The 22,733-nt window shown below is 55.2% G+C and carries 20 protein-coding genes and 1 riboswitch; of the genes, 14 read left to right on the forward strand and 6 right to left on the reverse strand.

Features of this window, described 5'->3' with window-relative positions; genetic code table 11:
- The first annotated feature begins 119 nt into the window (after window positions 1-119).
- The 3 genes from HOP44_RS08110 (at window position 120) to HOP44_RS08120 (ending at window position 3,548) form a co-directional block, all read left to right on the forward strand.
- Entirely contained in the window at window positions 120-812 is a 693-nt protein-coding gene (locus tag HOP44_RS08110; RefSeq protein WP_172252258.1) for a response regulator transcription factor, read from the forward strand.
- Between the two features lie 19 nt (window positions 813-831).
- Entirely contained in the window at window positions 832-2,358 is a 1,527-nt protein-coding gene (locus HOP44_RS08115; RefSeq protein ID WP_172252260.1) for a sensor histidine kinase, read from the forward strand.
- A 227-nt stretch (window positions 2,359-2,585) separates the two neighbouring features.
- Window positions 2,586-3,548, forward strand: a complete 963-nt coding sequence (locus tag HOP44_RS08120; protein ID WP_172195551.1) for a 4-hydroxy-3-methylbut-2-enyl diphosphate reductase — start codon at window positions 2,586-2,588, stop codon at window positions 3,546-3,548.
- A 95-nt stretch (window positions 3,549-3,643) separates the two neighbouring features.
- Here the strand turns inward: HOP44_RS08120 and HOP44_RS08125 are convergent, their stop codons facing one another.
- From HOP44_RS08125 to HOP44_RS08135, 3 genes are read right to left on the reverse strand one after another with little or no spacing between them, the layout of a single operon-like run.
- Entirely contained in the window at window positions 3,644-4,327 is a 684-nt protein-coding gene (locus HOP44_RS08125) for a LutC/YkgG family protein (protein WP_172252262.1), read from the reverse strand.
- The gene (locus HOP44_RS08130; protein WP_172252264.1) at window positions 4,324-5,751 is read right to left on the reverse strand and encodes a LutB/LldF family L-lactate oxidation iron-sulfur protein; all 1,428 of its coding nucleotides are present in this window, start codon (window positions 5,749-5,751) and stop codon (window positions 4,324-4,326) included. Before HOP44_RS08130 ends, HOP44_RS08125 begins: the two co-directional genes overlap by 4 nt.
- Complete coding sequence (locus HOP44_RS08135; RefSeq protein ID WP_172252266.1) at window positions 5,748-6,494, reverse strand: (Fe-S)-binding protein; 747 nt, start codon at window positions 6,492-6,494, stop codon at window positions 5,748-5,750. The genes HOP44_RS08130 and HOP44_RS08135 overlap by 4 nt, the downstream gene beginning before the upstream one ends.
- A 208-nt stretch (window positions 6,495-6,702) precedes the next feature.
- Here HOP44_RS08135 and aldA point away from each other — a divergent pair, with 208 nt between their 5' ends.
- The 8 genes from aldA to HOP44_RS08175 all read left to right on the forward strand — a co-directional run bounded on the left by aldA (window position 6,703) and on the right by HOP44_RS08175 (window position 15,151).
- Window positions 6,703-8,133 carry an aldehyde dehydrogenase gene (gene aldA, locus HOP44_RS08140; RefSeq protein ID WP_172253009.1) on the forward strand — a complete coding sequence of 477 codons (1,431 nt, stop codon included), beginning with the start codon at window positions 6,703-6,705 and terminating at the stop codon, window positions 8,131-8,133.
- Between the two features lie 227 nt (window positions 8,134-8,360).
- Window positions 8,361-8,684: a PadR family transcriptional regulator gene (locus tag HOP44_RS08145; RefSeq protein WP_172252268.1), complete on the forward strand. Its 324-nt coding sequence runs from the start codon at window positions 8,361-8,363 to the stop codon at window positions 8,682-8,684.
- A gap of 8 nt (window positions 8,685-8,692) precedes the next feature.
- Window positions 8,693-9,667 (forward strand): permease prefix domain 1-containing protein, encoded by a 975-nt coding sequence (locus HOP44_RS08150; RefSeq protein WP_172252270.1) that lies wholly within the window; start codon window positions 8,693-8,695, stop codon window positions 9,665-9,667.
- 221 nt (window positions 9,668-9,888) lie between these two features.
- Window positions 9,889-10,953 carry a 3-deoxy-7-phosphoheptulonate synthase gene (gene aroF / locus HOP44_RS08155; RefSeq protein WP_172252272.1) on the forward strand — a complete coding sequence of 355 codons (1,065 nt, stop codon included), beginning with the start codon at window positions 9,889-9,891 and terminating at the stop codon, window positions 10,951-10,953.
- A gap of 281 nt (window positions 10,954-11,234) precedes the next feature.
- Entirely contained in the window at window positions 11,235-12,659 is a 1,425-nt protein-coding gene (gene glnA, locus HOP44_RS08160; RefSeq protein WP_172252274.1) for a type I glutamate--ammonia ligase, read from the forward strand.
- A gap of 255 nt (window positions 12,660-12,914) precedes the next feature.
- Window positions 12,915-14,003: a 3-phosphoserine/phosphohydroxythreonine transaminase gene (gene serC, locus HOP44_RS08165; RefSeq protein ID WP_172252276.1), complete on the forward strand. Its 1,089-nt coding sequence runs from the start codon at window positions 12,915-12,917 to the stop codon at window positions 14,001-14,003.
- 225 nt (window positions 14,004-14,228) lie between these two features.
- On the forward strand, window positions 14,229-14,696 hold the full coding sequence (gene trmL, locus HOP44_RS08170) for a tRNA (uridine(34)/cytosine(34)/5-carboxymethylaminomethyluridine(34)-2'-O)-methyltransferase TrmL (protein ID WP_172195542.1): 468 nt from the start codon (window positions 14,229-14,231) through the stop codon (window positions 14,694-14,696).
- A 200-nt stretch (window positions 14,697-14,896) separates the two neighbouring features.
- Window positions 14,897-15,151, forward strand: a complete 255-nt coding sequence (locus tag HOP44_RS08175; RefSeq protein WP_018975377.1) for an AbrB/MazE/SpoVT family DNA-binding domain-containing protein — start codon at window positions 14,897-14,899, stop codon at window positions 15,149-15,151.
- A gap of 83 nt (window positions 15,152-15,234) precedes the next feature.
- Here the strand turns inward: HOP44_RS08175 and HOP44_RS08180 are convergent, their stop codons facing one another.
- The 3 genes from HOP44_RS08180 to HOP44_RS08190 form a co-directional block, all read right to left on the reverse strand.
- Window positions 15,235-16,299, reverse strand: coding sequence for a phosphodiester glycosidase family protein (locus HOP44_RS08180; RefSeq protein WP_172252278.1), 1,065 nt, complete (start codon window positions 16,297-16,299; stop codon window positions 15,235-15,237).
- Complete coding sequence (locus HOP44_RS08185) at window positions 16,296-16,700, reverse strand: conserved oligomeric Golgi complex subunit 6 (RefSeq protein WP_172252280.1); 405 nt, start codon at window positions 16,698-16,700, stop codon at window positions 16,296-16,298. Before HOP44_RS08185 ends, HOP44_RS08180 begins: the two co-directional genes overlap by 4 nt.
- Before the next feature lie 137 nt (window positions 16,701-16,837).
- Window positions 16,838-17,557, reverse strand: coding sequence for a DUF2161 domain-containing phosphodiesterase (locus HOP44_RS08190; protein WP_172252282.1), 720 nt, complete (start codon window positions 17,555-17,557; stop codon window positions 16,838-16,840).
- A 182-nt stretch (window positions 17,558-17,739) separates the two neighbouring features.
- Here HOP44_RS08190 and HOP44_RS08195 point away from each other — a divergent pair, with 182 nt between their 5' ends.
- The 3 genes from HOP44_RS08195 to HOP44_RS08205 all read left to right on the forward strand — a co-directional run bounded on the left by HOP44_RS08195 (window position 17,740) and on the right by HOP44_RS08205 (window position 22,274).
- The gene (locus tag HOP44_RS08195) at window positions 17,740-18,753 is read left to right on the forward strand and encodes a LacI family DNA-binding transcriptional regulator (RefSeq protein WP_172252284.1); all 1,014 of its coding nucleotides are present in this window, start codon (window positions 17,740-17,742) and stop codon (window positions 18,751-18,753) included.
- 246 nt (window positions 18,754-18,999) lie between these two features.
- Entirely contained in the window at window positions 19,000-21,546 is a 2,547-nt protein-coding gene (locus HOP44_RS08200) for a beta-mannosidase (RefSeq protein ID WP_172252286.1), read from the forward strand.
- A gap of 203 nt (window positions 21,547-21,749) precedes the next feature.
- Window positions 21,750-22,274 carry an acyl-CoA thioesterase gene (locus tag HOP44_RS08205; protein WP_172252288.1) on the forward strand — a complete coding sequence of 175 codons (525 nt, stop codon included), beginning with the start codon at window positions 21,750-21,752 and terminating at the stop codon, window positions 22,272-22,274.
- A gap of 243 nt (window positions 22,275-22,517) precedes the next feature.
- Window positions 22,518-22,674, forward strand: a riboswitch (FMN riboswitch).
- Window positions 22,675-22,733: the final 59 nt, after the last annotated feature.

Here is a 22,733-nt window from a genome sequence, read left to right on the forward strand (position 1 = left end):
CGGGAGGGGGATACCCCTCCCGCTTTTGATGCCGGTTCCCGCGCCAAATCCGAAACGGGGTGCGCAAGTTCGGGAACGTTGCTACAATAATAGAAAAGAACGTAGAGGGGAACAAAAATATGCGATCCAATATTCTGGTTGTCGACGACGACGAAAAAATCATTTCCATGCTTCGAAGAGGGCTGGCTTTTGAAGGCTACGAGGTTCATACGGCACCCAATGGGGCGGAAGGTCTCAAAATGATGCGGACGACCGAACCCGATCTGCTTGTGCTTGACGTGATGATGCCGGAGGTGGACGGCTTCGAGGTGGTGCGCAGGCTGCGCGAAGCGGGCAGTGCCGTACCGGTTCTGATGCTGACGGCCAAAGACGAACTGGAAAACCGGGTCAAAGGGCTCGATCTGGGAGCCGACGATTATCTGGTCAAGCCGTTTGCGCTCGAAGAACTGTTGGCACGGGTTCGTGCGCTGCTGCGCCGCAAGACCGATACGGTGCGCGAAGACGACGGGGAACGTTTGAGTTTCGAAGATCTGGTCATGAATGTGGACTCGCGCGAAGTGACCCGGGGAGACCGCAAAGTCGAGCTCACCGCCAAGGAATTCGAGCTGCTTCACCTGTTCATGCTTAACCCGAGACGGGTTCTGTCGCGCGATTTGATCATGGACAAGATTTGGGGCTACGATTACAGCGGCGAATCCAATGTGCTTGAAGTGTACGTAGCCATGCTTCGGCAGAAGACCGAGGATTCCGGTGCCAAGCGTCTGATCCAAACGATCCGCGGCGCCGGTTACATCTTAAGAAGCGATTCCTAAAAGGGGGCGGCCCTCTGTCATGTCTATCCGTTTACGTCTGACGGCCTGGTACTCGGGCATTCTCGCACTGACGCTGTTGATGTTCAGTGCGATCATTTATACTTTCGTTTATTACAACACCTATCAAAATACGTACGATACCTGGCAGAGCCGTATTCGGGAACAGATTCGGCAGAGCATTGTCACCGATAATCAGGGCGTGGTCACTTCAGGGATCAATATCGACAATATTTTGAAAACGATCGACAGCCGTCTGTACGTGCAGATCTATTATTACAACGACGGTCTTCTGCAGCAGTCGGACAATATGACGTTCGGCAGCGGCGCTTTCAAATTCAAAGTACCGCCGCTTGATGCCGTCAAGCAGGACTTCAGCCGGATCCGTTCCGAAGGACGGCCCTACCTGATGTACCAGCAGCTGCTATTTCCCGCCAACGGCATAAAAACGCCGGTTCTGCTTCAGATTGCGGCCAGCACCGAAGAAGCGGAGAATATGCTGTCCGACCTGCGCTTCATTCTGCTGCTCGGCTCGGTATCCACGCTGATCCTCGCGGCCACGCTCGGCATGTTCATGGCCCGCAAGTCGATGGCGCCGATCGGCAAAGTGATCGAAGCGGCGAACGCGGTCCAGACCAGCAGCGATTTGAGCGTCCGGATCGATTACGCCGGTCCGCAGGATGAAGTCGGTCAGCTCATCAGCACCGTCAACCGGATGCTGGCGCGTACCGAATCGTTCTACAAAGACCTGGAGGAATCCTACCGGGCCCAGCGCCGCTTCGTTTCGGATGCTTCCCACGAGCTTCGTACGCCGCTGACCACGGTTCGGGGCAATACGGATCTGCTCAAAAAAATCTGGACGCTCGACAGCATGCCTTCCAATTTGAGCGAAGAAGATCTGCGCCAGATGTCGGTTGAAGCGATCGGCGATATCGCCGACGAATCCGAGCGAATGAGCCGGCTGATCGGGGATATGCTGTCGCTTGCCCGGGCGGACGCCGGACAAACGATGCAAAAAGAACTGTTGAAGCTGGGGCCTCTTGTTGAAGATGTGGTGCGCAGGGCGCAGTTTCTGCCTCACCGGGCGGAATGGGCTCCCGGCGATTTGAGCGCGCTGGACGGCATCGCCGTGATCGGCAACAAAGACTATCTGCAGCAGATGCTCTTCATTTTTATCGAGAACGCGTTCAAATACACGGAGGAAGGCCAAGTGCTGCTGGATGTCGTCGTCTATCGGCAGCAGGTCGGCATCCGGGTCAAAGATACCGGTATGGGCATGGACAAAGACGAGGTTCCGCATATTTTCGAACGTTTTTACCGGGCCGACGAATCCCGGGGCAAGACGCCGGGAACGGGTCTCGGGCTGTCGATCGCCAAATGGATCATCGACGAACATCAGGGATCGGTCGAAGTCGTTACGGTCAAAGGGGAAGGAACGACTTTCATCATCTGGCTGCCGGCGCTGTTCCCCGAAATCCAGGCTGCGGCGGAAGCGGTCGATGTCGAGGATCTCGAGGATGTGCAGATCGAAACGGAAGACGGCAGATAGCCGGAAGCGGCGGAAGAACGGGGGAGTTCCGCTTCCGCTGTGCTGCTTCCGGGCATCCGTATGAAGGCCGGGATATGTCCGCGGCAGAGCGGAAAAGTACGGGGCGGTTTGCGGACAGCCGAGAGCTGCGCCGTGAACCGTCTTTCTTCGCGTCGTTCGATGAGGTATAATTGAGATGTGCGCGAAGCCGCGCTTAAGCCATGAATCCGAAAGCAGGTGCAAAATAGATGGAAGTTCTACGTATAGCCCCGCGGGGCTATTGCTACGGCGTAGTCGACGCGATGGTACTCGCCAGACAAGCGGCCAAAAACCTCGATCTGCCCCGGCCGATTTATATACTCGGGATGATCGTGCACAATGCGCATGTGACCCAGTCGTTCGAGGATGAAGGAATCGTAACGCTTGACGGACCGAACCGCCTCGAGATTCTGGAGAAGGTGGACAAAGGGACCGTTATTTTCACTGCGCACGGCGTTTCGCCGGAAGTGCGCAAGCGTGCCCGCGAACGCGGCCTGACGACGGTCGATGCGACCTGTCCGGACGTGACGAAGACGCATGACCTGATCCGCGAGAAAGCGGGCGAAGGGTACGAGATTATTTATATCGGCAAAAAGAACCACCCGGAACCGGAAGGCGCGATCGGCGTAGCTCCGGACCAGGTGCATCTGATCGAGAAGGAAGAAGAAATCGAAGCGCTGAACATTCCGCCGGGCAAAATCATTATCACGAATCAGACGACGATGAGCCAATGGGATATCAAGGCGATCATGAAAAAGCTGTTGGAGCGCTATCCGGGAGCCGAAGTGCATAACGAGATCTGCCTGGCGACCCAGGTGCGTCAGGAAGCGGTAGCCGAGCAGGCCGGGCAGGCGGATCTGGTTATCGTGGTCGGCGATCCGCGCAGCAACAACTCCAATCGTCTGGCGCAGGTATCCGAAGAAATCGCCGGCACGACCGCTTACCGCGTGTCGGATGTGAGCGAGATCAAACAGGAATGGCTGATGGGCATTTCCAAAGTGGCGGTGACCGCCGGAGCTTCGACGCCGACGCCAATCACCAAAGAAGTGATTCTGTACCTGGAGCAGTTTGAAGAAAGCGATCCGTCCACTTGGGAGATCAAGCGTACGGTCGATATGAAAAAGCTGCTGCCGCCGGTGCGCGAGAAAACCAAAGCCAAAGCGGCCGAATAAAGGAAGGCGATCTCTGCCTTTTGCAAAGCGCAGAAAACGTAAGCCGGTTCTCGGAAGAGAACCGGCTTTTTGGTCTGCCAATGGATAGAGAAGGGTCAGATCAGCACATACGTCGCTCTCAGCGGACCGTGTACGCCGACAACGAGCTGCATCTCGATATCGGCGGAGTTCGAGGGTCCGGAGATCAGATTGATGCAGGAACCCAGAGAGCCGCCGGATTCGTGGCGGCGGTTCAGTTCCGCCATCGCCTGCGTCGAACGCGGAACGATCCGCTCCCGTTCGATCACGGCGATATAATGCGAAGGCAGGAAATGCAGGGCGCGTCCCTGATCGGGCCGGCTTTCGAGCACAACCGTTCCGGATTCCGCCAGCGCGTAATCGGCGAATACCAACGCGATATTGGCGTCTTCCGCAAGCCGGATGTTTTCTTCGCGACCGGCCTGCGCCGACCAGACGGAATCGCCCGGGAAAGACAGTCCGTACCGCATGAAGCGGGGGTCGCCGGAGCGCATGATGGGGCCTCCGCCATAGCCGGCAATCAGATCGTCGAGCGTCCGCTGAAGCAGATCCGGCATCGATTCGATCACCTGGGTATGGATGAAGAAACATTGTTCTTTCAAAATCTCGACCAGCTGCTCCGGTGTCCGGTCGGCCAGCTGCTCCAGATGGACGTTATGCTTCCAGGCGGGGCGCTGCACGCCGTCCGTCCGCCGGGGACGTCCCAGACTGTCGGCGACGCGGTTTAGAAACGCGCTTCGGTTCGAATGTTGAGCATTCATGGATGGCCGCCTCCTTCGCGATGATGATACCAGTCCCGGAAGCCGTCCCGCTTCTTCGCCGGCTGCGGCAGATCGCGGCTGCCGATCCAGCCCGAGAGCGGCGCGGGACCGCGGACGATCCGGCCGTGCTTGCTCAGCAGCGCGCTCATCGGATTCGCAAGCCGCAGCGTTCCGGCGAACAAGGCAGGAGAAGACAGCACTTTTCCGGCCGTCTTCATCTGAATCCGATCGGCGCTTCCTGTCCTTCCCTGGGAGACGATATTCTGTCTGTGCAGGACCAACTGCTGATGCAGCGGAATCTTCACGGGACAGACATCCGTGCAGGCGCCGCATAGACTTGAAGCGTACGGCAGTTCCTTGTAGTCGTCGTAACCGCCAAGCAGGGGGGTGATGACCGCGCCGATCGGGCCCGGATAGATCGAACCGTAGGCATGGCCGCCGATATGCCGGTAGACCGGGCAGACATTCAGACAGGCGCCGCAGCGGATACACTGCAGCGCTTCATGGAATTCGCTCGCCAGAATATCCGACCGGCCGTTGTCGACGATCACAAGATGAAACTCCTCGGGACCGTCGGTATCCCCTTCTTCGCGGGGCCCCATAACGGTGATGTAGCTGGTCAGCTTCTGCCCTACCGCACTGCGGCAGAGCAGATTGTCGAGCACTTCCATTTCTTCGAGTGTCGGCACGATCCGCTCCATGCCCATGACCGCGATATGCGTCGGCGGCAGGGCGGCGGTCAGATCTCCGTTGCCTTCGTTGGTCACCAGATTGATCGCTCCCAGGTTGGCGACCGCAAAGTTGCAGCCGGTGATTCCGATCTCGGCTTCGAGAAATTTCTCGCGCAGCACGGTCCGGGCGAACCGGGCCAGGTGCTCGGGAGTTTCGTCGCCTTCATAGTTCAGCTTGGAAGCGAATACGTCGCGAATCTGTTCCCGATTTTTGTGCAGGGCGGGTGCCACGATATGCGAAGGCGGGTCCCAATCGTCTTCCTGCAAAATATACTCGCCGAGATCGCTCTCGATCACTTCGCATCCGGCTTCCAGCAGGACGCGGTTCATCTCGATTTCTTCGGTGACCATCGATTTCGATTTGACGATTTTGCGCGCTTGTTTGCTCTGCGCTACACCGAGGATATATCCGCTCGCTTCTTCTTTTGTCCGTGCAAAAAAGACATGCCCGCCCCGGCGTTCTACGTTGTCCGCCATCTGCTCCAGATAATAGTCGAGGTTCGCAAGCGTATGCTGGCGAATCTGTTGGCCAAGCTCCCGCCAGGCTTCCCAGTCGCCGAGCGCCGTGGCTGCCGTCAGTCTGCGCGTCTTGAGACTGTCCTGGGCCGAACCGACCGCCCCGCGCATAAAGGCATCGCCGATTCCGTCCGCGGTGCGAGCGCCGAATTCCCTGCTGTCCGTTTTCAGACTCATGATGTTGTGCCTCCTTTGACCGGGTCCGCCGCGCAGTTCAGCACTTCGGCGATATGCATGACTTTGATCTCCTGTCCGGTTCTCGACAAACGTCCGCCGATATTCATCAAGCATCCCATGTCCGCGCTGATGAGATAGTCGGCGCCGGTATCGACGACGCACGCGCTTTTCTCGTCGGCCATCTGCTGCGAAATTTCGGGCATTTTGACGGAAAAGGTTCCGCCGAATCCGCAGCAGTTGTCGGCGTTTGCGAGCGGCGCCAGCTCCAGCCCGCCGACGCGATCGAGCAGCAAAAAAGGCGTTTCCGTTTCCCCGAGCAGCCGGCTCATATGACAGGAGCGATGATAGGCTGCGCGCCCCTGCAGGCGTGCGCCGACATTGGTAATGCCGAGTACGCGCACGATGAACTGGGTAAATTCGAACGATTTGTTTTTTAGTGCAATCGCTTTCAACTCCCAGGTCGGATCGCCTTTGAAAATATGGGGATACTCGTGGAACATGGCGACGCAGGAGCCCGAAGGGCCTACGACATAGTCGGACTGTTCGAAAGCGACCATCATATTGATCATGGCCTGCTTCGATTCTTCCAGATAACCGCTGTTGTAGGTCGGCTGCCCGCAGCAGACTTGAGAAGCGGGAAAATCCGTTTCGCAGCCCAGACGTTCAAGGACTTCGACCATCGATCTGCCGACGCCGGGGAACATGAGATCGACCAGGCAGGTCGAGAAGATGCTGACTTTCATTCGCAATCCCTCCGTTTCCCTTCTATTGTACTCTGCCTGACATCGATTGAAAACCACAAGTGGACAAAAAATAAATAAAAAACATCACAAAACCACATTAAAAGTCGTAAAAATGTTGACAATAAAAATTGATAACGTTTACAATGCAATAGAAGAAACAGATTTTAATCCCATTTCTGAGGAGGCAGTACCGGTGCAAAAACATCAAATGTATATCGACGGGCAGTTTACGGATGCGGAAAACGGAGAGTGGATGGATGTAACCAACCCGGCGACGGACGAGACGGTCTCGCAGGTGCCCAAAGCGACCCGGGCCGATGTAGCTCGGGCGATCGACGCGGCGGAAGCGGCACAGACGGCCTGGGAGGAAACGCCGGCCGTGGAACGCGGAGTCTATCTGCACCGGATCGCGGCCGGCATTCGCGAGCAGGCGGAAGAAATTGCACGGCTGATTTCCGAAGAAGTGGGCAAGACGCTCGAGCTGTCGACGGTGGAGGTCAACTTCACGGCGGATTATATGGATTATATGGCGGAATGGGCGCGGCGTTACGAAGGCGAGATCGTTCAGAGCGACCGCGACAACGAGCACATTTTCGTATTCAAAAGAGCGATCGGGGTCACGACCGGCATTCTGCCGTGGAACTTCCCGTTTTTCCTGATTGCCCGCAAGATGGCACCGGCTCTGATTACGGGCAATACGATTGTGGTCAAACCCAGCGTCGAGTCCCCGAACAATGCGATCGCTTTTGCGAAAATTGCGGATAAAGCCGGTCTTCCGAAAGGCGTGTTCAATCTGGTGACGGGACGCGGCGGAGAAGTCGGCAGCGAACTTGCCAGCAACCCGAAGGTGGGTATGGTCAGTCTGACGGGCAGCGTGCCTGCCGGACAGAAAGTCATGGAAGCCGCCGCCGGGAACATTATCAAAGTCAGCCTGGAGCTTGGCGGCAAAGCGCCGGCAATCGTGCACAAAGACGCGGATCTGGACCTTGCGGTCAAGGCGGTCGTCGATTCGCGGGTCATCAACACCGGTCAGGTATGCAACTGCGCCGAGCGCGTCTATGTGCACGAGGAGATCAAGGAAGAGTTTACAAGCCGGCTTGTCGAAGCGATGAAGGCGGTCAAATACGGCGATCCTCTGCAGAATAACGAGATCCAGATGGGTCCCCTGATCAACAAGGAAGCGCAGAACTCGGTTCAGGCCAAAGTCGACCGCGCGGTGCAGCAGGGCGCGAAACTGCTGCTCGGCGGCAAAAAAGTCGAAGGCAAAGGCAGCTTCTACGAGCCGACCGTTATCGGAGATGCGACCAACGATATGGAGATCATTCAGGAAGAGATTTTCGGACCGGTCATCCCGATCGTATCGTTCAAGACCCTGGACGAAGCGATTGCGCTTGCCAACGACAGCGAATTCGGCCTGACCTCTTCGCTGTATACGCAGAATCTCAATGTGGCGATGAAAGTGGTCAAACGTCTGAAATACGGAGAGACCTACATCAACCGCGAAAATTTCGAGGCGATGCAGGGCTTCCATGCCGGCTGGCGCAAATCGGGGATCGGCGGAGCGGACGGCAAGCACGGCCTGAACGAATATCTGCAAACGCAGGTCGTCTATTTGCAGTACGACAAAGATATTCAATAAGAACCGGATCACAGACTCGGATATCGGATGCGGAGAACCGCCTACAGGCGCGTTCTTCGCTTTTTTTGCGTAGTGATAGAGGTCAGAATATTTCTCTCAAGGACAAGTCCGGTTTTTTCGAATCAAACTACTTTACCTGTCGTAGTAATCGTGATACATTGAAACCAACCCAATACTACGACAGATGAAGTAAAATCGATTGAGCGAAATAGTAAGGAGGGAAACCGTTGATTAGCAGCGACGTCATCCGGGGATACAACGATACGATGATTTTGTATATGCTGCTGGAGGGAGAATCGTACGGCTACGAAATCTCGAAAAATATCCGCAGATTGTCGCAAGAAAAGTATGTGATGAAAGAGACGACTCTTTATTCGGCTTTTACGCGTCTGGAGAAAAACGGTTGTATCTCTTCTTTTCACAAGGACGGAGAAGCGGGCAAGCGGCGTACCTATTACCGGATTACGGAAGAAGGTCGGGCTTATTACCGGGAAAAATGCATCGAGTGGCAGCTCACGCAGGAAGTCGTCAATACATTCATAAAGGAGTAGTGAAGACGATGGACGTATTAAAAGCCTATCTGGACAGTTTATTTGCCGCATGGCCGCGCAGCGATCAAGTACTGGCTTTGAAACGCGAGATGCTCGATACGATGGAGGACAAATACGAAGAATTGAAGCGGGACGGCAAATCGGAGCATGAAGCGATCGGGATCGTCATCTCGGAATTCGGCAGCATCGACGAACTGATGGACGAGTTGGGGATTGTACCTTCCGCTGCAAGCGGGAATATCCCTGTGCTGACAGAAGAAACGGTACAGGGCTATGAAACGGTCGTCAGACGCTCTTCGCGGCTTCAGGCACTGGGCTGGCTGCTCGTTTTGTTTGGCGTCGCTGCCATGGTTCTGATTGCGGCATGGAACGAAAACGGCGTATTGGGCGGGATATCGGAAAATACGGGCTATCTGTTGGCGGTGATTGCGGCATTTGTGCTGGGGGTGCCCGCGATCGGACTGTTTATCGCAAGCGGAAGCGGCAAAGAAAAGTACCGGGTGCTGGGCGAAGACTTCGAGCTTTCCGCGGGGACCCGGGCGAATGTCGAACGGCGCAAGGAGACATTTCGCCCGGTACGCGTCCGTTCGATTGTGACGGCCGCTTGTCTGGGGACAGTGTCGCCGGCAGCGGTATTGGTTGCGGCTGTGCGCGGAGAAAGCCAGACCCCGTACGGGGCGGCGGTCATGCTGGCGCTGCTCGGCATCGTCATCTTCCTGTTCGTGTACTCCGGCGGTATTGAGGCAGGGTACCAGAAGCTGCTTCAACTTGGCGAATATACACCCGAGAAAAAGGAAGAGAACCGGGTGATCGGCCGGATTGCCGCCGTTGTATGGCCGCTCGCGCTGATCGTCTTCCTGGTCAGCGGATTCGGGTATGAACGCTGGGATGTGAACTGGTTGGTATTTCCCGTTACGGCCGTTTTGTTCGGAGCGATCGGCGGCGTGTACGGCATGCGGCACAAACCGAAACAAAAAGCCTAGACGGAGCGGCGGCTGTGCGATCGGCAGTGGGGGGAGTATTCGGCATCTGAAAACCGAGCTCGTTTCTTTGCTCTTCGGGTTGACGAAGGGCTATTTTTTTGTTAATATTGCTTTAGTGATTAAAAGCCTAAAAGCATAGAAGCGTCTAAGCGAGAAAGAAGTTATCGTCCAAAGCCAAAAGGGACCCGGTTCCCATTCCCATATCGAAAGGAAGAGATCCCATGATCGCTATTTTATCGAATCAAGCTCCGGAGGAGCAGCTGCAGGAAGTCATTCGCGTTATCGAGAAAGAAGGCTTGACCGTTCACCTGTCGAGAGGAGCCGACCGTACCGTTGTAGGCCTGATCGGCAAAGCCGAGCCGAGACTGGCCGAGCATCTGCGTCAGATGAAAGGCGTGGAAGACGTCGTGAAGATTTCCAAGTCGTACAAGCTGGCCAGCCGCGATTTCCATCCGGAAGATACGGTCATCCGGATCGGCGACGTCAAGATCGGCGGCGGAGAGCTGGTTGTCATGGGCGGACCGTGCGCGGTCGAATCGCCGGAGCAGATCGATGAGATTGCCCGTCTGGTCAAAGCCGCGGGCGGCCAGGTGCTGCGCGGAGGCGCGTTCAAGCCGCGTACCGGCCCTTACAGCTTCCAGGGCGTCGGTGTGGAAGGTCTGATCATGATGGCCGAAGCGGGCAAGAAGCACGGTCTGCTGACCATTACGGAAGTCATGACGCCGGAGTATGTCGATATCTGCGCGGAATACGCGGACATTCTGCAGATCGGCACACGGAATATGCAGAATTTCGATCTGCTGCGCAAGCTGGGAACCTGCGGACGGCCCGTCCTGCTCAAACGCGGTTTCAGCTCGACCTACGACGAACTGCTCAATGCGGCCGAATACATCCTCGCCGGAGGCAACCCCGACGTGATGCTGTGCGAGCGCGGAATCCGCACGTTCGAACCGTACACACGCAACACGCTTGATCTGGCGGCGATTCCCGCCTTGCAAAGCCTCAGCCATCTGCCGGTTATTTCCGATCCGAGCCACGGGACCGGCCGCCGCGAATTGGTGGAACCGATGGCCAAAGCTTCCGTTGCCGCCGGTGCGGACGGCCTGATTATCGAAATGCATACCGATCCCGACAATTCCATGACGGGCGACGGCGTGCAGTCGCTGTTCCCGGATCAGTTCGCCGGACTGCTCAAAGATTTGGAGCAGCTTTCCCCGATTGTAGGCAAAAGTTTCGCTACGCCGAAGGCCGAAGCGGAGTCTTTTAAAAATTGGGCGATCGTCTAAATTTTGAACGCCGGCGTTCCTGTAACGCTGCCTGCTTCGCCATCTTGCACAATCGAACAAGCCCGCGTCGTGCCGCCGTTTGCGGCCGACGTCGGGCTTTGTTGATAAGCGGCTTTAAATTTCACGAAAGTGTGAGCATAACTCACATTATCGTAAAAAATACCTAACATGAGTCTTGACGGCTAAATTGCGTCGTTTTATAATGACGACAGCTAAAAAAGAGCATGAACGTTTCATAACGCATATCCGTTCAATGTTCGGAAATTTGGGGGGAAAGTGACATGTCGGTACAAAAAGTATTGAAGCTTATTCAAGAGAACAACATCGAGTGGGTTGATTTCCGTTTCGTGGATCTGTCGGGAAAAGCACATCACATCTCCGTTCCTGCAAGTGCGGTTGAAGAAGAAACGTTTGAAAACGGGGTAGCTTTCGACGGTTCGTCGATTCCGGGCTTCCGCGGTATTGAAGAATCGGATATGGTCATGATGCCGGATCCCGAATCGGTATACATCGACGCTTTCACCGCTCATCCGACATTGAACATCATGTGCAACATCCATACGCCGGACGGCGAACGTTACGACCGCGATCCGCGCAATATTGCCGAGAAAGCCGAAGCGTTCCTTCAGGAAAGCGGCGTAGGTTCGGAAGCTTTCTTCGCACCGGAATCCGAATTCTTTATTTTCGACGACGTCCGCTACCACAGCGGCATGAACAGCTCTTCGTTCCATGTCGATTCGGAAGAAGCGGGCTGGAATACGAACCGTACGGAAGAAGGGGGCAACCTCGGCTTCAAAGTGCCGGTCAAAGGCGGTTACGTGCCGGTTGCTCCGGTCGACAGCCAGCAGGATATCCGCAGCGAAATGTGCCGTCTGCTTGAAGAAGCCGGCCTCGTGATCGAACGCCACCACCACGAAGTGGCGACGGCGGGACAAGCGGAGATCAACTTCCGTTTCGATACGCTCAAGAAAACGGCAGACAACCTGCTCAAATACAAATACATCGTGCACAACACGGCGCGCCAATACGGCAAAACGGCAACGTTTATGCCTAAACCGCTCTTCGGCGACAACGGCAGCGGCATGCACGTTCACCAATCGATCTTCAAAGACGGCAATCCGCTGTTCTACGAAAAAGGCGGCTATGCCAACCTGAGTGAAATGGCGCTGCACTACATCGGCGGCCTGCTCTACCATGCGCCTTCGCTGATCGCGCTGACCAACCCGAGCACGAACTCGTTCAAACGTCTGGTTCCGGGTTACGAAGCGCCGGTTAACCTGGTCTTCTCGAAAGGCAACCGTTCCGCGGCCGTGCGTATTCCAGTAGCCGCTGTAACGCCTAAAGGCTGCCGCGTCGAGTTCCGTACACCGGACTCCACCGCTAATCCGTACCTCGCATTCTCGGCGATGCTGATGGCCGGCCTGGACGGAATCAAGAAAAAGATCAACCCGATCGAGCTCGGTTACGGCCCGGCCGACAAAAACCTCTACGACCTGCCGGAAGAAGAAAAATCGCAGATCCGCAGTGTTCCGGCTTCGCTGGAAGAAGCGCTTGATTCGCTCGAAGCGGACAGCTCGTTCCTGACGGAAGGCGGCGTCTTCTCGGAAGACTTCGTAGCGAATTACATCGCGTTCAAACGCGCCGAAGCCAAACAGGTTGCGATTCGCGTTCATCCGCACGAATACAGCCTGTACTACGACTGCTAATCGCTTTTCGGGCGATCACAGAGTCCCCTTTCGCTGTTCGACGACCGGCTTCCGCTTTGTATCAGAGCGGAAGCCGGTTTTTTTGTTTTGGTCAGGAATACGCTAAATCCGAACATTGTTCGAAAAATGGCGAAAAACGTACAGAATGCGGAATATGCCTCATCACCGCTTTGTCGCGTCGGGGTTTTACTTGAAGTAATGTTAGATTGCTGTTATGATTAACCCTAAATTAGGGCTTGAGGGGGCAAACGATTCATGGGCAAACGGGCTTACAACTTTAACGCGGGACCGGCGGCGCTGCCGCTTGAAGTACTTGAACGTGCGCAGGCGGAATTCGTGGAATTTCAGGGAACGGGTATGTCGATCATGGAAATGTCTCACCGCGGAGCGGTCTACGAGAGCGTACATAACGAGGCACAGGAACGGCTGCTGAAGCTGCTGGGCAATCCGTCCGGTTACAAGACGCTCTTCCTGCAGGGTGGAGCCAGCACCCAGTTCGCCATGATCCCGATGAACCTGCTGACTCCGGGCAGGCAAGCGGGTTACGTCATGAGCGGAAGCTGGGCTTCCAAAGCCGCCAAAGAAGCGAAGCTGATCGGCGAGGTTTATTCGGCCGCTTCGACGGAAGGCGACAAGTTTACCCGTATGCCTACGCAAGGCGAGATCGAGATCCGGGAAGATGCGGCTTATCTGCATATCACGTCCAACGAGACGATCGAAGGCGTGCAGTATGCCGAATATCCGGATACCGGCGGCGTGCCGCTGGTCGCGGATCTGTCCAGCGATATTTTCTGCCGTCCGCTTGATATCGAAAAGTTCGGTCTGATCTATGCCGGTGCCCAGAAGAACCTCGGTCCTTCCGGCGTAACCGTTGTGATCGCCAAGGAAGAGCTGCTGTCGGCCGAAGCGAAGAGCATCCCGACCGTTTTCCGCTACAGCACGCATTTGTCGAACAATTCGCTGTACAACACGCCGCCTTCTTTCTCCATTTACATGGTCAACCAAACGCTGCGCTGGATCGAAGAGCAGGGCGGCCTGGAAGGCGTCGAAGCCAAGAACCGGGCCAAAGCGAATCTGCTGTACGACACGATCGATAACAGCGGCGGATTCTACAGCGGAGTTGCCCAAACCGGCAGCCGCTCGCTGATGAACGTCACGTTCCGACTCGGCTCCGAAGAACTGGAGAAAGCTTTTGCCAAAGAAAGCGAACAGAACGGTTTTGTGGGTCTGAAAGGACATCGCAGCGTAGGCGGTCTGCGCGCTTCGATCTACAATGCCGTTCCGCATGAAAGCGTCGCGGCGCTGGTCGACTTCATGGGAGACTTCGCCAAACGCAACGGTTGACGCCGGGAATGCCTGCAGGCGTTCCTCATGCCGTGCGTTTCCGGAACGGCTCCGGTTCTTCGGAAGTCAGGGCGCCGTTCTTCCCTTAAGCAGGCAATTCGGGTACTATAGAAGCAGAAGAGACGGAAAGAGCCGCCCGACTTCGGGCGGCTCTTCTGCGCGTGGAGGCCCGTTTGCGCGGACCTCTTTCGCCCCATTTCCCAGAAACGGAGTGAATCAACCTTTATGGCACTGCATATCGTGCTGGTGGAACCCGAAATTCCGGCAAACACCGGCAATATTTCCAGAACCTGCGCGGCTACGGATACCCATCTGCATCTGGTTCGTCCCCTAGGCTTTCGAACCGATGATGCTTCGCTGAAGCGGGCCGGACTCGACTACTGGCCGTCCGTCAAGCTGGAGTATCACGACTCGTTTGCGGAACTTCGCGAGAAGTATCCGGAAGGCCGCTTTTTCTACGCGACAACCAAAGCAACCAAGCGCTACAGCGACGTTTCGTTCCGCGACGGAGATTTCCTAGTGTTCGGCAAAGAAACCAAAGGGCTTCCGCCCGAACTTATCGAAGCGAATCCCGAAACCTCGATTCGGCTGCCGATGAGAACCGAACATGTCCGTTCGTTGAATTTGTCCAATTCGGTTGCGATCATGCTCTACGAAGCACTGCGCCAGCTTGAATTTCCCGGTATGGAGTAGGAAGTTTATCAAGAGATTTCCTCTGAAATCGGCTGATTGCCTGATTAGACAAAAAACCGATAATTAACCAACGTTTCTTTTTTTATCCGTAAAGAAGGAATTCTTGATTGAACCTCGAATATGTAATCTTGGGTTTGCAGAATCATTTCTGCAGGTGGGGCAGAAACAGCAAACTAAAAATAAAAGAGGTGTTTTCAATTATGAAACCTGCTGGAGTTGTCCGGAAAGTCGACCAATTGGGAAGAATCGTACTCCCGAAATCGCTGAGAAAAAGATACCAAATGAACGAAGGCGATCCGGTTGAAATTTTGGTCCAGGGAGATCATATCATTTTGGAACGGTACCGTCCGAAATGCGTGTTCTGCGGTTCGATCGATGAAGTCAGCGAATTTAAGGACCGTTACATCTGCGGAGCGTGTGTCTCCGATATGATGCAGCTTCCCAAGCACGGCTGAACAACATTAAGAGGGTCCGGGTCACGCAAAAAAAGAGCCCTAGGGCTCTTTTTTTCGTCGGGCTGCGCGCCGTTTGAAGAGAGTTAATCGAAGAACAGAAAGCTTGTCGGAACGGGCCGCAGAATGCCGTCCGAAGGACGATTGACGACGCGGCCGTTCATGACGAGCGAAGAAGAACCCCCGCCGTCGAGATTGTAGGCATTGACGACTCCGATCTTGTACAGCTGGCCCTGGATCTCTTCCAGCGTAGCGCCGGAACCGCCCGCTTCGTTATAACCGTCAATGACGAAAACGATCAGCTGATCGTCTTTGTAGCTGCCGATGATGGTGCGAGGGGCCCGCTTGGGGGCCGATTTCCATTTGGCGGGTATAGCCGTTTTGCGGCCGTCTTTGAGCAGGATCGGGACAAAAGAAGCGCCGAACTGCGGCTGAAGCCGGTCAAGTTCGTTCTGACGGTTGAATTGGCCTCCGATCAGTTTGCCCGAATCGTTCAGACCAACGAAATACAGCTCTTTGAAGCTCGACTGGAAGCCGGTCAGATATTCGCCGTCCATGACGGTCGTACTCAGCGGATAACGTTTGCCGTCCTGATCGGCGAAGCCGCCGGCGTTGATCCCGGCGACCGCACCGTGCCTCTGAACGGCTTTGAGCGTCGTCTCCGAGCTTCCGAGCGCTTCACCGGCCAGACTCATCCGCATGGCGGACGGATCTTTCAGTTTGACTTTCATGGCATAGCCTTTATAGGTTACGGCATTGACCCGGAAGAGTTCGATCCGGATCTTCTCGCTGTCGACCGTCTCAACGGGACGTCCCAGCTTGGAACGGATCCGTTTGTCGTAAATGTTTTCCGGACGCTGTGCCTGGATCGAGGCTTTCTGTACGATCGAAGACATGGTCTGCGTCGTTCGATTGTACAGATTCATCGTTTTTTTCAGCGAAGCCGAAGTGGACTTGGCTTTTTTTTCCGCCGTGTCCAGATCCTGAAGCAGTCTGGCCGAAGACGGATCGAGTTTCTTGTCCGTTTTGTACAGGTCCGTATTCAAAAGCAGAGCAGGCTGGGGCGGGAACAGCAGCAGACAGAGCATCAGGCCAATGACCGGGGCGGCCAGCATCAGAAAGAAGCGGTTTACCCGCTGGACTCTTGTCATTTCAACAGGTCCATTTTCTTCTGGAGCTCGCCGAGCTGGCTCTTGACCTCGTTCAGCTGCGTATAAAGCTTGTTGCTGTTGTCCGTCTTGCTGTTCGCATTGTCTTTGGTGAACGTCAGCAGCTCGTTGAACGAGTCTACTTTGCCCTGCAGCGCCGTCATCTGTCCGTTAAGCTCGGTGAACCGCTTCTCGTAATCGGCGCGCAGATCGGCCATCTGGGCCTGCGTTTGGGCTTGCAGGGCAGTCAGGGTCTGTGCCTGGAGCCGTTGGCTGTATTCGTAGGCGGCATAGACAAACAGGCCGATCAGCACGATCCAGGCCAGCAGAAACCATCTGACGGGAAGCCTGTCCTTTTTCGTGCTGCGGGACGTGCTGGAGGTAGGTCCCGTTGAAGCCTTCATTACAATCACCTCATTGCAGATTTGGAAAAGGGCCTCCGGCCCGAATTTCAGCTTTCATTCTAACATGCGGGGTTTTATTTCGCAAAAGCCGTTTCGTACATTTTCAAGCAAAGTTTTCAATTTTCACGCCGAATTCTTCATGCTTTTTCGGGAAGTTCCGGCCAAGCGGAGATCACGGACGCATATTCGTTCAGGGCGGCACTGCCGGCTTCGGTCAGCTTATAGCGCCCGCGGGAGACCCGCTCGAACCAGCCGTAATGATTGTCGCGCAGCAGCAGGGCCGCTTTGCCGACTCCGCTTGCTTCTTTAAGCATCAGGGGAGAAGCTTCGCCGAACATCCACAGCTGGCGTGCGACTTTCAGCGCATTTTCCCGGTAGGCCGTTACCAGCTTGCGTTTGCTGGAACCGCCGATATTGTGGTCGCCGCTGCGTGCATCGAATTCCGCTTTCAGCCGCTTGGCGCGTGTGCCGTTTTTTCCGGTTTTGGATTCGCCCGCTTCGCACAGCATTTCAACAAAGGGAGCCTTGGTCTTGTAGAACGTCACGGTCAGCAGCCCGATGCCAAGTCTTGAACACAGCAGCGCAAGATCGCCGAAGCGCTGGTTGTGGGCTCCTTTTTTTGTTCGGTTGCGTTCGACTGCCAGATAGACGAGTCCGCCGGTACGCTGACGGTCGGCGCCCTGGAGCAGCAGTTCGAGGGTGAATGTTTTTTTCATCTCGACGATGAGCGGCCGTGCTTCGCCGTCGCGATAGCCCAGCAGGTCGCAGTGGCGTACCTCGCTCTTGACGGCATATCCCCGCTGCTCGAAAAAAGCTTTAAGCGGCGGATACAGCTCGGTTTCATATTTTACGGCCATGATGGAGACTCCTTTTGATTCGCAGATCGCGTAAATTCAATATCTTATCATACTCTTAAAAAAGCGGTCTGGCAAAAAAGCTTGTCGCGCAAACGACACCTATATATAATAGAAGGAAAAAACATGGGTTTCCGGCCGGACAATCGCAAAATGCAGAATCCGGCCGGAAAGGAGGTAAAACAATGGCTTCGATCCACGACGTGGCCAAAGAAGCGGGAGTGTCGGTCGCAACCGTTTCCAAGGTCATTAACAATTATCCGGACGTCAGCGACAAAACGCGCAAAAAAGTAAGCCAAACGATCAAAAGGCTTAAATACCATCCGAACGTTGCCGCAAGAGGACTGGTCAAAGGCCGTTCCTGGACGGTTGGCGTGTTCGTCACGACGCCGTTTACGAATCCGTTCGTCACGGAACTGCTGGAAGGAATCAAGACGGCGCTGCAAAACAGCGGCTACGATCTGGTTCTGCTCTCGACGCGTTTCAACGACGACAACTATTCGTTCGTGGAACACTGCCTAAGCCGTAATGTCGACGGCGTGGTCGGCTTCGGTGTCGACCGGGACGATCCGCATCTGGAAGAGCTGCTGGATTCCGATATTCCGACAATGTTCGTCGATGCCGATATTCGCGGCCGCCGCGCCGGCTACATCACGACGGAGAACAAGGCGGGAACGATGCAGGCCGTTGCGCATCTGGCGGAGCTGGGACATTCGCGTATCGCGTTCATCTCGGGGGAGATGGACAACGCGGTAGGCGTGCTGCGGCACGAAGGCTATGTGGAAGGGATGGGATCCCGCAAGCTGCAGGTTCCGGATGCGTACGTCAAAGAGAGCGACTATTCGATGGAAGGCGGTGCGCGGGCGATGGCCGAACTGCTGGAGCTGGCCGAGCGTCCGACCGCAGTCGTCTGTACGTCGGATATGATGGCGATAGGCGCGATCAATGTTATTCACCGCAGCGGCTTGTCCGTGCCCGAAGATATTTCCGTAGTCGGCTTCGACAATACGCATTATGCGGAAATCTATAGTCCGGCGCTGACCACGATCAATCAGAATATCCGCTCGATCGGTTCGCACGCGATCGAGACGCTGATTACGATGATCGAGAATACCGATTTCCTGCCGCCGGTTGTCACAGAGCCTTCGAATCTTGTGGTGCGATGCACGACGGCCGAGGTCCGCGCTGCGGCGCTGTAGGTTTCCGTATCCGTCGAGACAGCCGTACGTTTTACGTTCAAGCCGATTTTCTGCCTGTTATACGGCGGAGATCGGCTTTTTTGTGCATGAAAACAAATACTAACAAAATAATTATACCTAATTTTGTTTTGCTAAAAAAATAAAAATTAAATAAAAAAACAGGAATTTATTGAATTTCGGCACGGAGAATGATACGGTGATGGTGAGATTAAAAGCGGTTACACTTTGGTATTGGAGGAAGGCGACTTGAACGAAATCAAATGGGATTTGAATGAATGGACCTTTAGGGCAGTCGGGGAAAATGAATGGCTGCCTGCAGCCGTGCCGGGCTGCGTACACAGCGATTTGTACCGGAACGCCAAGATTCCGGATCCTTATTATGGAACGAACGAGCACGACCTGCAGTGGATCGACAAGCGCGATTGGGAATACGAAACGGTATTTACGGTCCCGGGCGATCTGCTTCGCCAGGATCATATCGGTCTGGTGTTCGACGGATTGGATACGTACGCGGACGTCGAGCTGAACGGCCAGCGTATCTTGTCGGCCGACAACATGTTCCGCATTTGGCAGGTGCCTGTAAAGACCCACTTGAAAGACGGAGAGAACCGTCTGCGGATCAAATTCCGTTCGCCGATCAACGAAGACCTGCCCAAGCTCGAGAAATTGGGCTACGCGCTTCCGGCAGCCAATGACCAATCGGAACTCGGCGGACTCGGCGACAAACGCGTCAGCGTGTTTGCGCGCAAAGCGCCTTACCATTACGGTTGGGATTGGGGCCCGCGCTTTGTGACAAGCGGGATCTGGCGTGCCGTGCGGCTCGAAGCCTGGACGGGACTGAGGATCACGGATCTGTTTATCCGTCAGAACGAAGTTGCGGCGTCCACAGCCAAACTGACGGCTGTGCTGACGATCGAATCGGACCGCGATTTCGAAGGACGCGTACGCATTTCCGCCGAAGGATTCGAAGCCGAGAGCACGGAAGCGATCCGCCTCGGCGACAACAGCGTGCGCCTGGAGTTCGAACTGAACGATCCGAAGCTGTGGTGGTCGAGAGGTCTTGGCGAAGCGAATCTGTATACCTTTACCGCCGAAATCTTCGAAGGCGAATCGGTCAGCGCTTCCAAAAGCGTGCGTACCGGTCTGCGCAGCGTCAAGTTGAAGCGCGAGCAAGACGGCGCGGGTGCTTCGTTCTACATTGAACTGAACGGCGTGCCGGTATTCGCCAAAGGCGCCAACCATATTCCGAACGACAACTTCGAAACGGACGTGACGCGGGAGCGCTACCGGTACGAGATCGTATCGGCGGCCGAAGCGAATATGAATATGCTGCGCGTCTGGGGCGGGGGCATTTATGAAGAAGATGCTTTCTACGAACTCTGCGACGAGTACGGCATTATGGTCTGGCAGGATTTCATGTTTGCCTGCAGCATGTACCCGGGCGACGAAGACTTCCTCGAAAGTGTCCGTCACGAAGCCGAAGACAATCTTCGCCGTCTGCGCAACCATGCCAGTATTGTACTGTGGTGCGGCAACAACGAGATCGACTCGGCATGGGCGCACTATCTTCCGGACGGCGGCTGGGGCTGGAAAAAAGACTATACCCAAGAACAGCAAAACAGCATTTGGGCGGATTATGAAGCGATCTTCCACCGTCTGCTGCCAAACGCGATCTCGAAGCTTGCACCGGGAGCCGAATACTGGCCGTCGTCGCCGCTCGTCTCGCTGACAGGCGACGAGAACCAGCATGCGCATCCGGGTACATCGGAAGGCGATATTCATTACTGGGGCGTATGGCACAATTCCGAACCGTTCGAAAATTACAACAAGCATATCGGCCGTTTCATGAGCGAATACGGTTTCCAATCGTTCCCCGAACACAAATCGGTTCTGCAGTATGCGCCGGAAGATGCGCTGCAGCTTGATTCGAAGATTATGCTGGCGCATCAGAAAAACGGACGCGGCAACTTCCTGATCAAAGAATATATGGACAAGTATCTGCCGGAGCCGAAAGACTTCGTCTCGTTCCTGTATATGAGCCAGGTGCTGCAGGCCGAAGCGATGAAGTCGGCGATCGAAGCGCACCGCCGCAGCATGCCGTACTGCATGGGCACCTTATACTGGCAGATGAACGACAGCTGGCCGGTCGCTTCGTGGTCGGGTATCGATTATTACGGACGCTGGAAAGCTCTGCATTATTATGCACGCCGCAGCTTCCGCGACTTGTCCGTCTCGATCGACGGGACGAACGGCGAAGACGTAAATTTCCATATTCTCAACGACGGTCTGCAGGGCGAATCCGCATCGCTGAAACTCCGTCTCATGAGCTTCGACGGCGATGTACGGCAGGAACAGGTGGTGCCGGTAGAAGTGTCCGCCAACAGCGCGTCACTGATTTATTCGGTCAAAGCGGCCGATCTGCTCGGCGGTGAAACACCGGGACGTACGGTACTTCTGGCCGAATTGGAGCAGGGAGGACGTATCCTGGATCAGCGGACGCATTACTTCGTGTCGGCCCGGGAAATCGAACTGTCCGTTCCCCATATCCGTGCGGTTCGTACGGAAGACGGCGAAGGCCGCACTACGATCTCGCTTGAAACGGACGTATTGGCCAAGCAGGTCTGGCTGTCGGCCGAGCAGGAAGGCGTGTTCAGCGACAACTACTTCGATCTCGTTCCGGGCAAAACCGCAATCGTCGAGTTCCGATCCCGCCGGGAAGACGGCACTTTGGAACACGGTGCGGCAGGAGAAGTCGAGATCAAGTCGATGGCCGACTTTATCAAACAGGGTTAACATAAACAAAATGGCGCGAACCCACCGGAAGTTTCCGGGGATTCGGCCCGCACCCTATACCAAGAACCGCCGCCTCGCACAGAGACGGCGGTTTTTGCGTCCTCCAGAGAAACCGTTCGGCCCCAAGCTTGTTCCTTCAAGCGGACCGGGCGTATAATGAACGCACGAGATTCTACAACGAGACAAAGGAAGTGCAGTGCCAAATGGAGCCTATCCCGATTCGAACCACACGCAGCTACAAAATGGCCCGTGTCTTCCCGACCGACGTCAACAGCTACCATACCTTGTTCGGCGGAAAGCTGATGGCCTATATCGACGATATTGCCTCGATTGCCGCAGCCAAACTTTCGCGCGCGAATACCATTACCGCTTCAACGGACTCCGTCGACTTTTTGTACCCGATCTATATGACCGATTCCGTAACGCTGGAATCGTTCGTGACCTGGACCGGCCGCAGCTCCATGGAAACGTTCGTCAAAGTAATTCGCGAAGATCTGAAAAGCGGGGAAAGACAAATTGCAGCTACGGCATTCCTGACTTTCGTAGCGATGGACGATCATGGACGCAAGATCGAGACCGCCCAGGTGTACCCGGAGACAGAGGAAGAACGCAAACTCCACGAGAGCGCACCGGAGCGCGCGAAGATGCGCAAACAGCGCCGCGAAGCAAGCCGGGCGTTGGCGGAGTTCCTGACCTCCCGTTATCCGTGGGAACCGGAAACCGAGTAAGCAGGAGCTTTTATGGAGGCGTAATACAGAACTAACTTTATTTTATTCAGCAGCTTGTAAAAATGTTAATGATCGTTTATGATAATTTTAGAAATAAAAAAGCGATACTTGTGAAATTTCACGAAATGCTACCGAGAATCCTGACGATTTGCAGAAAATTCGGCAGCGTCGAAATATTGTGACGGATTTCACGTGTACGGACGCGAAAATGGTTTAAAATAAGAATATAAAAACAAATGAATAAAGGATCTTCGGGGTAGGGTGAAATTCCCGACCGGCGGTAATGTTCGCTTCTGCGAACCGAGCCCGCGACTCCGGCCGTGTCTTCTCGAAGACGCTGCCGGACTGATCTGGTGAAAATCCAGAGCCGACGGTACAGTCCGGATGGGAGAAGATCAAGCGCAGACATGCCGGTGCGAGCCGACTGCAGGTTTATTTATGGAATCTGCCGCAGGCTAC

This window comes from Saccharibacillus deserti, assembly GCF_013618475.1.
GTDB classification, from domain to species: domain Bacteria; phylum Bacillota; class Bacilli; order Paenibacillales; family Paenibacillaceae; genus Saccharibacillus; species Saccharibacillus deserti.

Excerpts from the sequence above, each read along its gene's own strand:
- HOP44_RS08110 (WP_172252258.1), top strand. The coding sequence starts at position 120 with ATGCGATCCAATATTCTGGTTGTCGACGACGACGAAAAAATCATTTCC.
- HOP44_RS08115 (WP_172252260.1), top strand. The coding sequence starts at position 832 with ATGTCTATCCGTTTACGTCTGACGGCCTGGTACTCGGGCATTCTCGCA.
- HOP44_RS08120 (WP_172195551.1), top strand. The coding sequence starts at position 2,586 with ATGGAAGTTCTACGTATAGCCCCGCGGGGCTATTGCTACGGCGTAGTC.
- HOP44_RS08125 (WP_172252262.1), bottom strand. The coding sequence starts at position 4,327 with ATGAATGCTCAACATTCGAACCGAAGCGCGTTTCTAAACCGCGTCGCC.
- HOP44_RS08130 (WP_172252264.1), bottom strand. The coding sequence starts at position 5,751 with ATGAGTCTGAAAACGGACAGCAGGGAATTCGGCGCTCGCACCGCGGAC.
- HOP44_RS08135 (WP_172252266.1), bottom strand. The coding sequence starts at position 6,494 with ATGAAAGTCAGCATCTTCTCGACCTGCCTGGTCGATCTCATGTTCCCC.
- aldA (WP_172253009.1), top strand. The coding sequence starts at position 6,703 with ATGTATATCGACGGGCAGTTTACGGATGCGGAAAACGGAGAGTGGATG.
- HOP44_RS08150 (WP_172252270.1), top strand. The coding sequence starts at position 8,693 with ATGGACGTATTAAAAGCCTATCTGGACAGTTTATTTGCCGCATGGCCG.
- aroF (WP_172252272.1), top strand. The coding sequence starts at position 9,889 with ATGATCGCTATTTTATCGAATCAAGCTCCGGAGGAGCAGCTGCAGGAA.
- glnA (WP_172252274.1), top strand. The coding sequence starts at position 11,235 with ATGTCGGTACAAAAAGTATTGAAGCTTATTCAAGAGAACAACATCGAG.
- serC (WP_172252276.1), top strand. The coding sequence starts at position 12,915 with ATGGGCAAACGGGCTTACAACTTTAACGCGGGACCGGCGGCGCTGCCG.
- trmL (WP_172195542.1), top strand. The coding sequence starts at position 14,229 with ATGGCACTGCATATCGTGCTGGTGGAACCCGAAATTCCGGCAAACACC.
- HOP44_RS08175 (WP_018975377.1), top strand. The coding sequence starts at position 14,897 with ATGAAACCTGCTGGAGTTGTCCGGAAAGTCGACCAATTGGGAAGAATC.
- HOP44_RS08180 (WP_172252278.1), bottom strand. The coding sequence starts at position 16,299 with ATGACAAGAGTCCAGCGGGTAAACCGCTTCTTTCTGATGCTGGCCGCC.
- HOP44_RS08185 (WP_172252280.1), bottom strand. The coding sequence starts at position 16,700 with ATGAAGGCTTCAACGGGACCTACCTCCAGCACGTCCCGCAGCACGAAA.
- HOP44_RS08190 (WP_172252282.1), bottom strand. The coding sequence starts at position 17,557 with ATGGCCGTAAAATATGAAACCGAGCTGTATCCGCCGCTTAAAGCTTTT.
- HOP44_RS08195 (WP_172252284.1), top strand. The coding sequence starts at position 17,740 with ATGGCTTCGATCCACGACGTGGCCAAAGAAGCGGGAGTGTCGGTCGCA.
- HOP44_RS08205 (WP_172252288.1), top strand. The coding sequence starts at position 21,750 with ATGGAGCCTATCCCGATTCGAACCACACGCAGCTACAAAATGGCCCGT.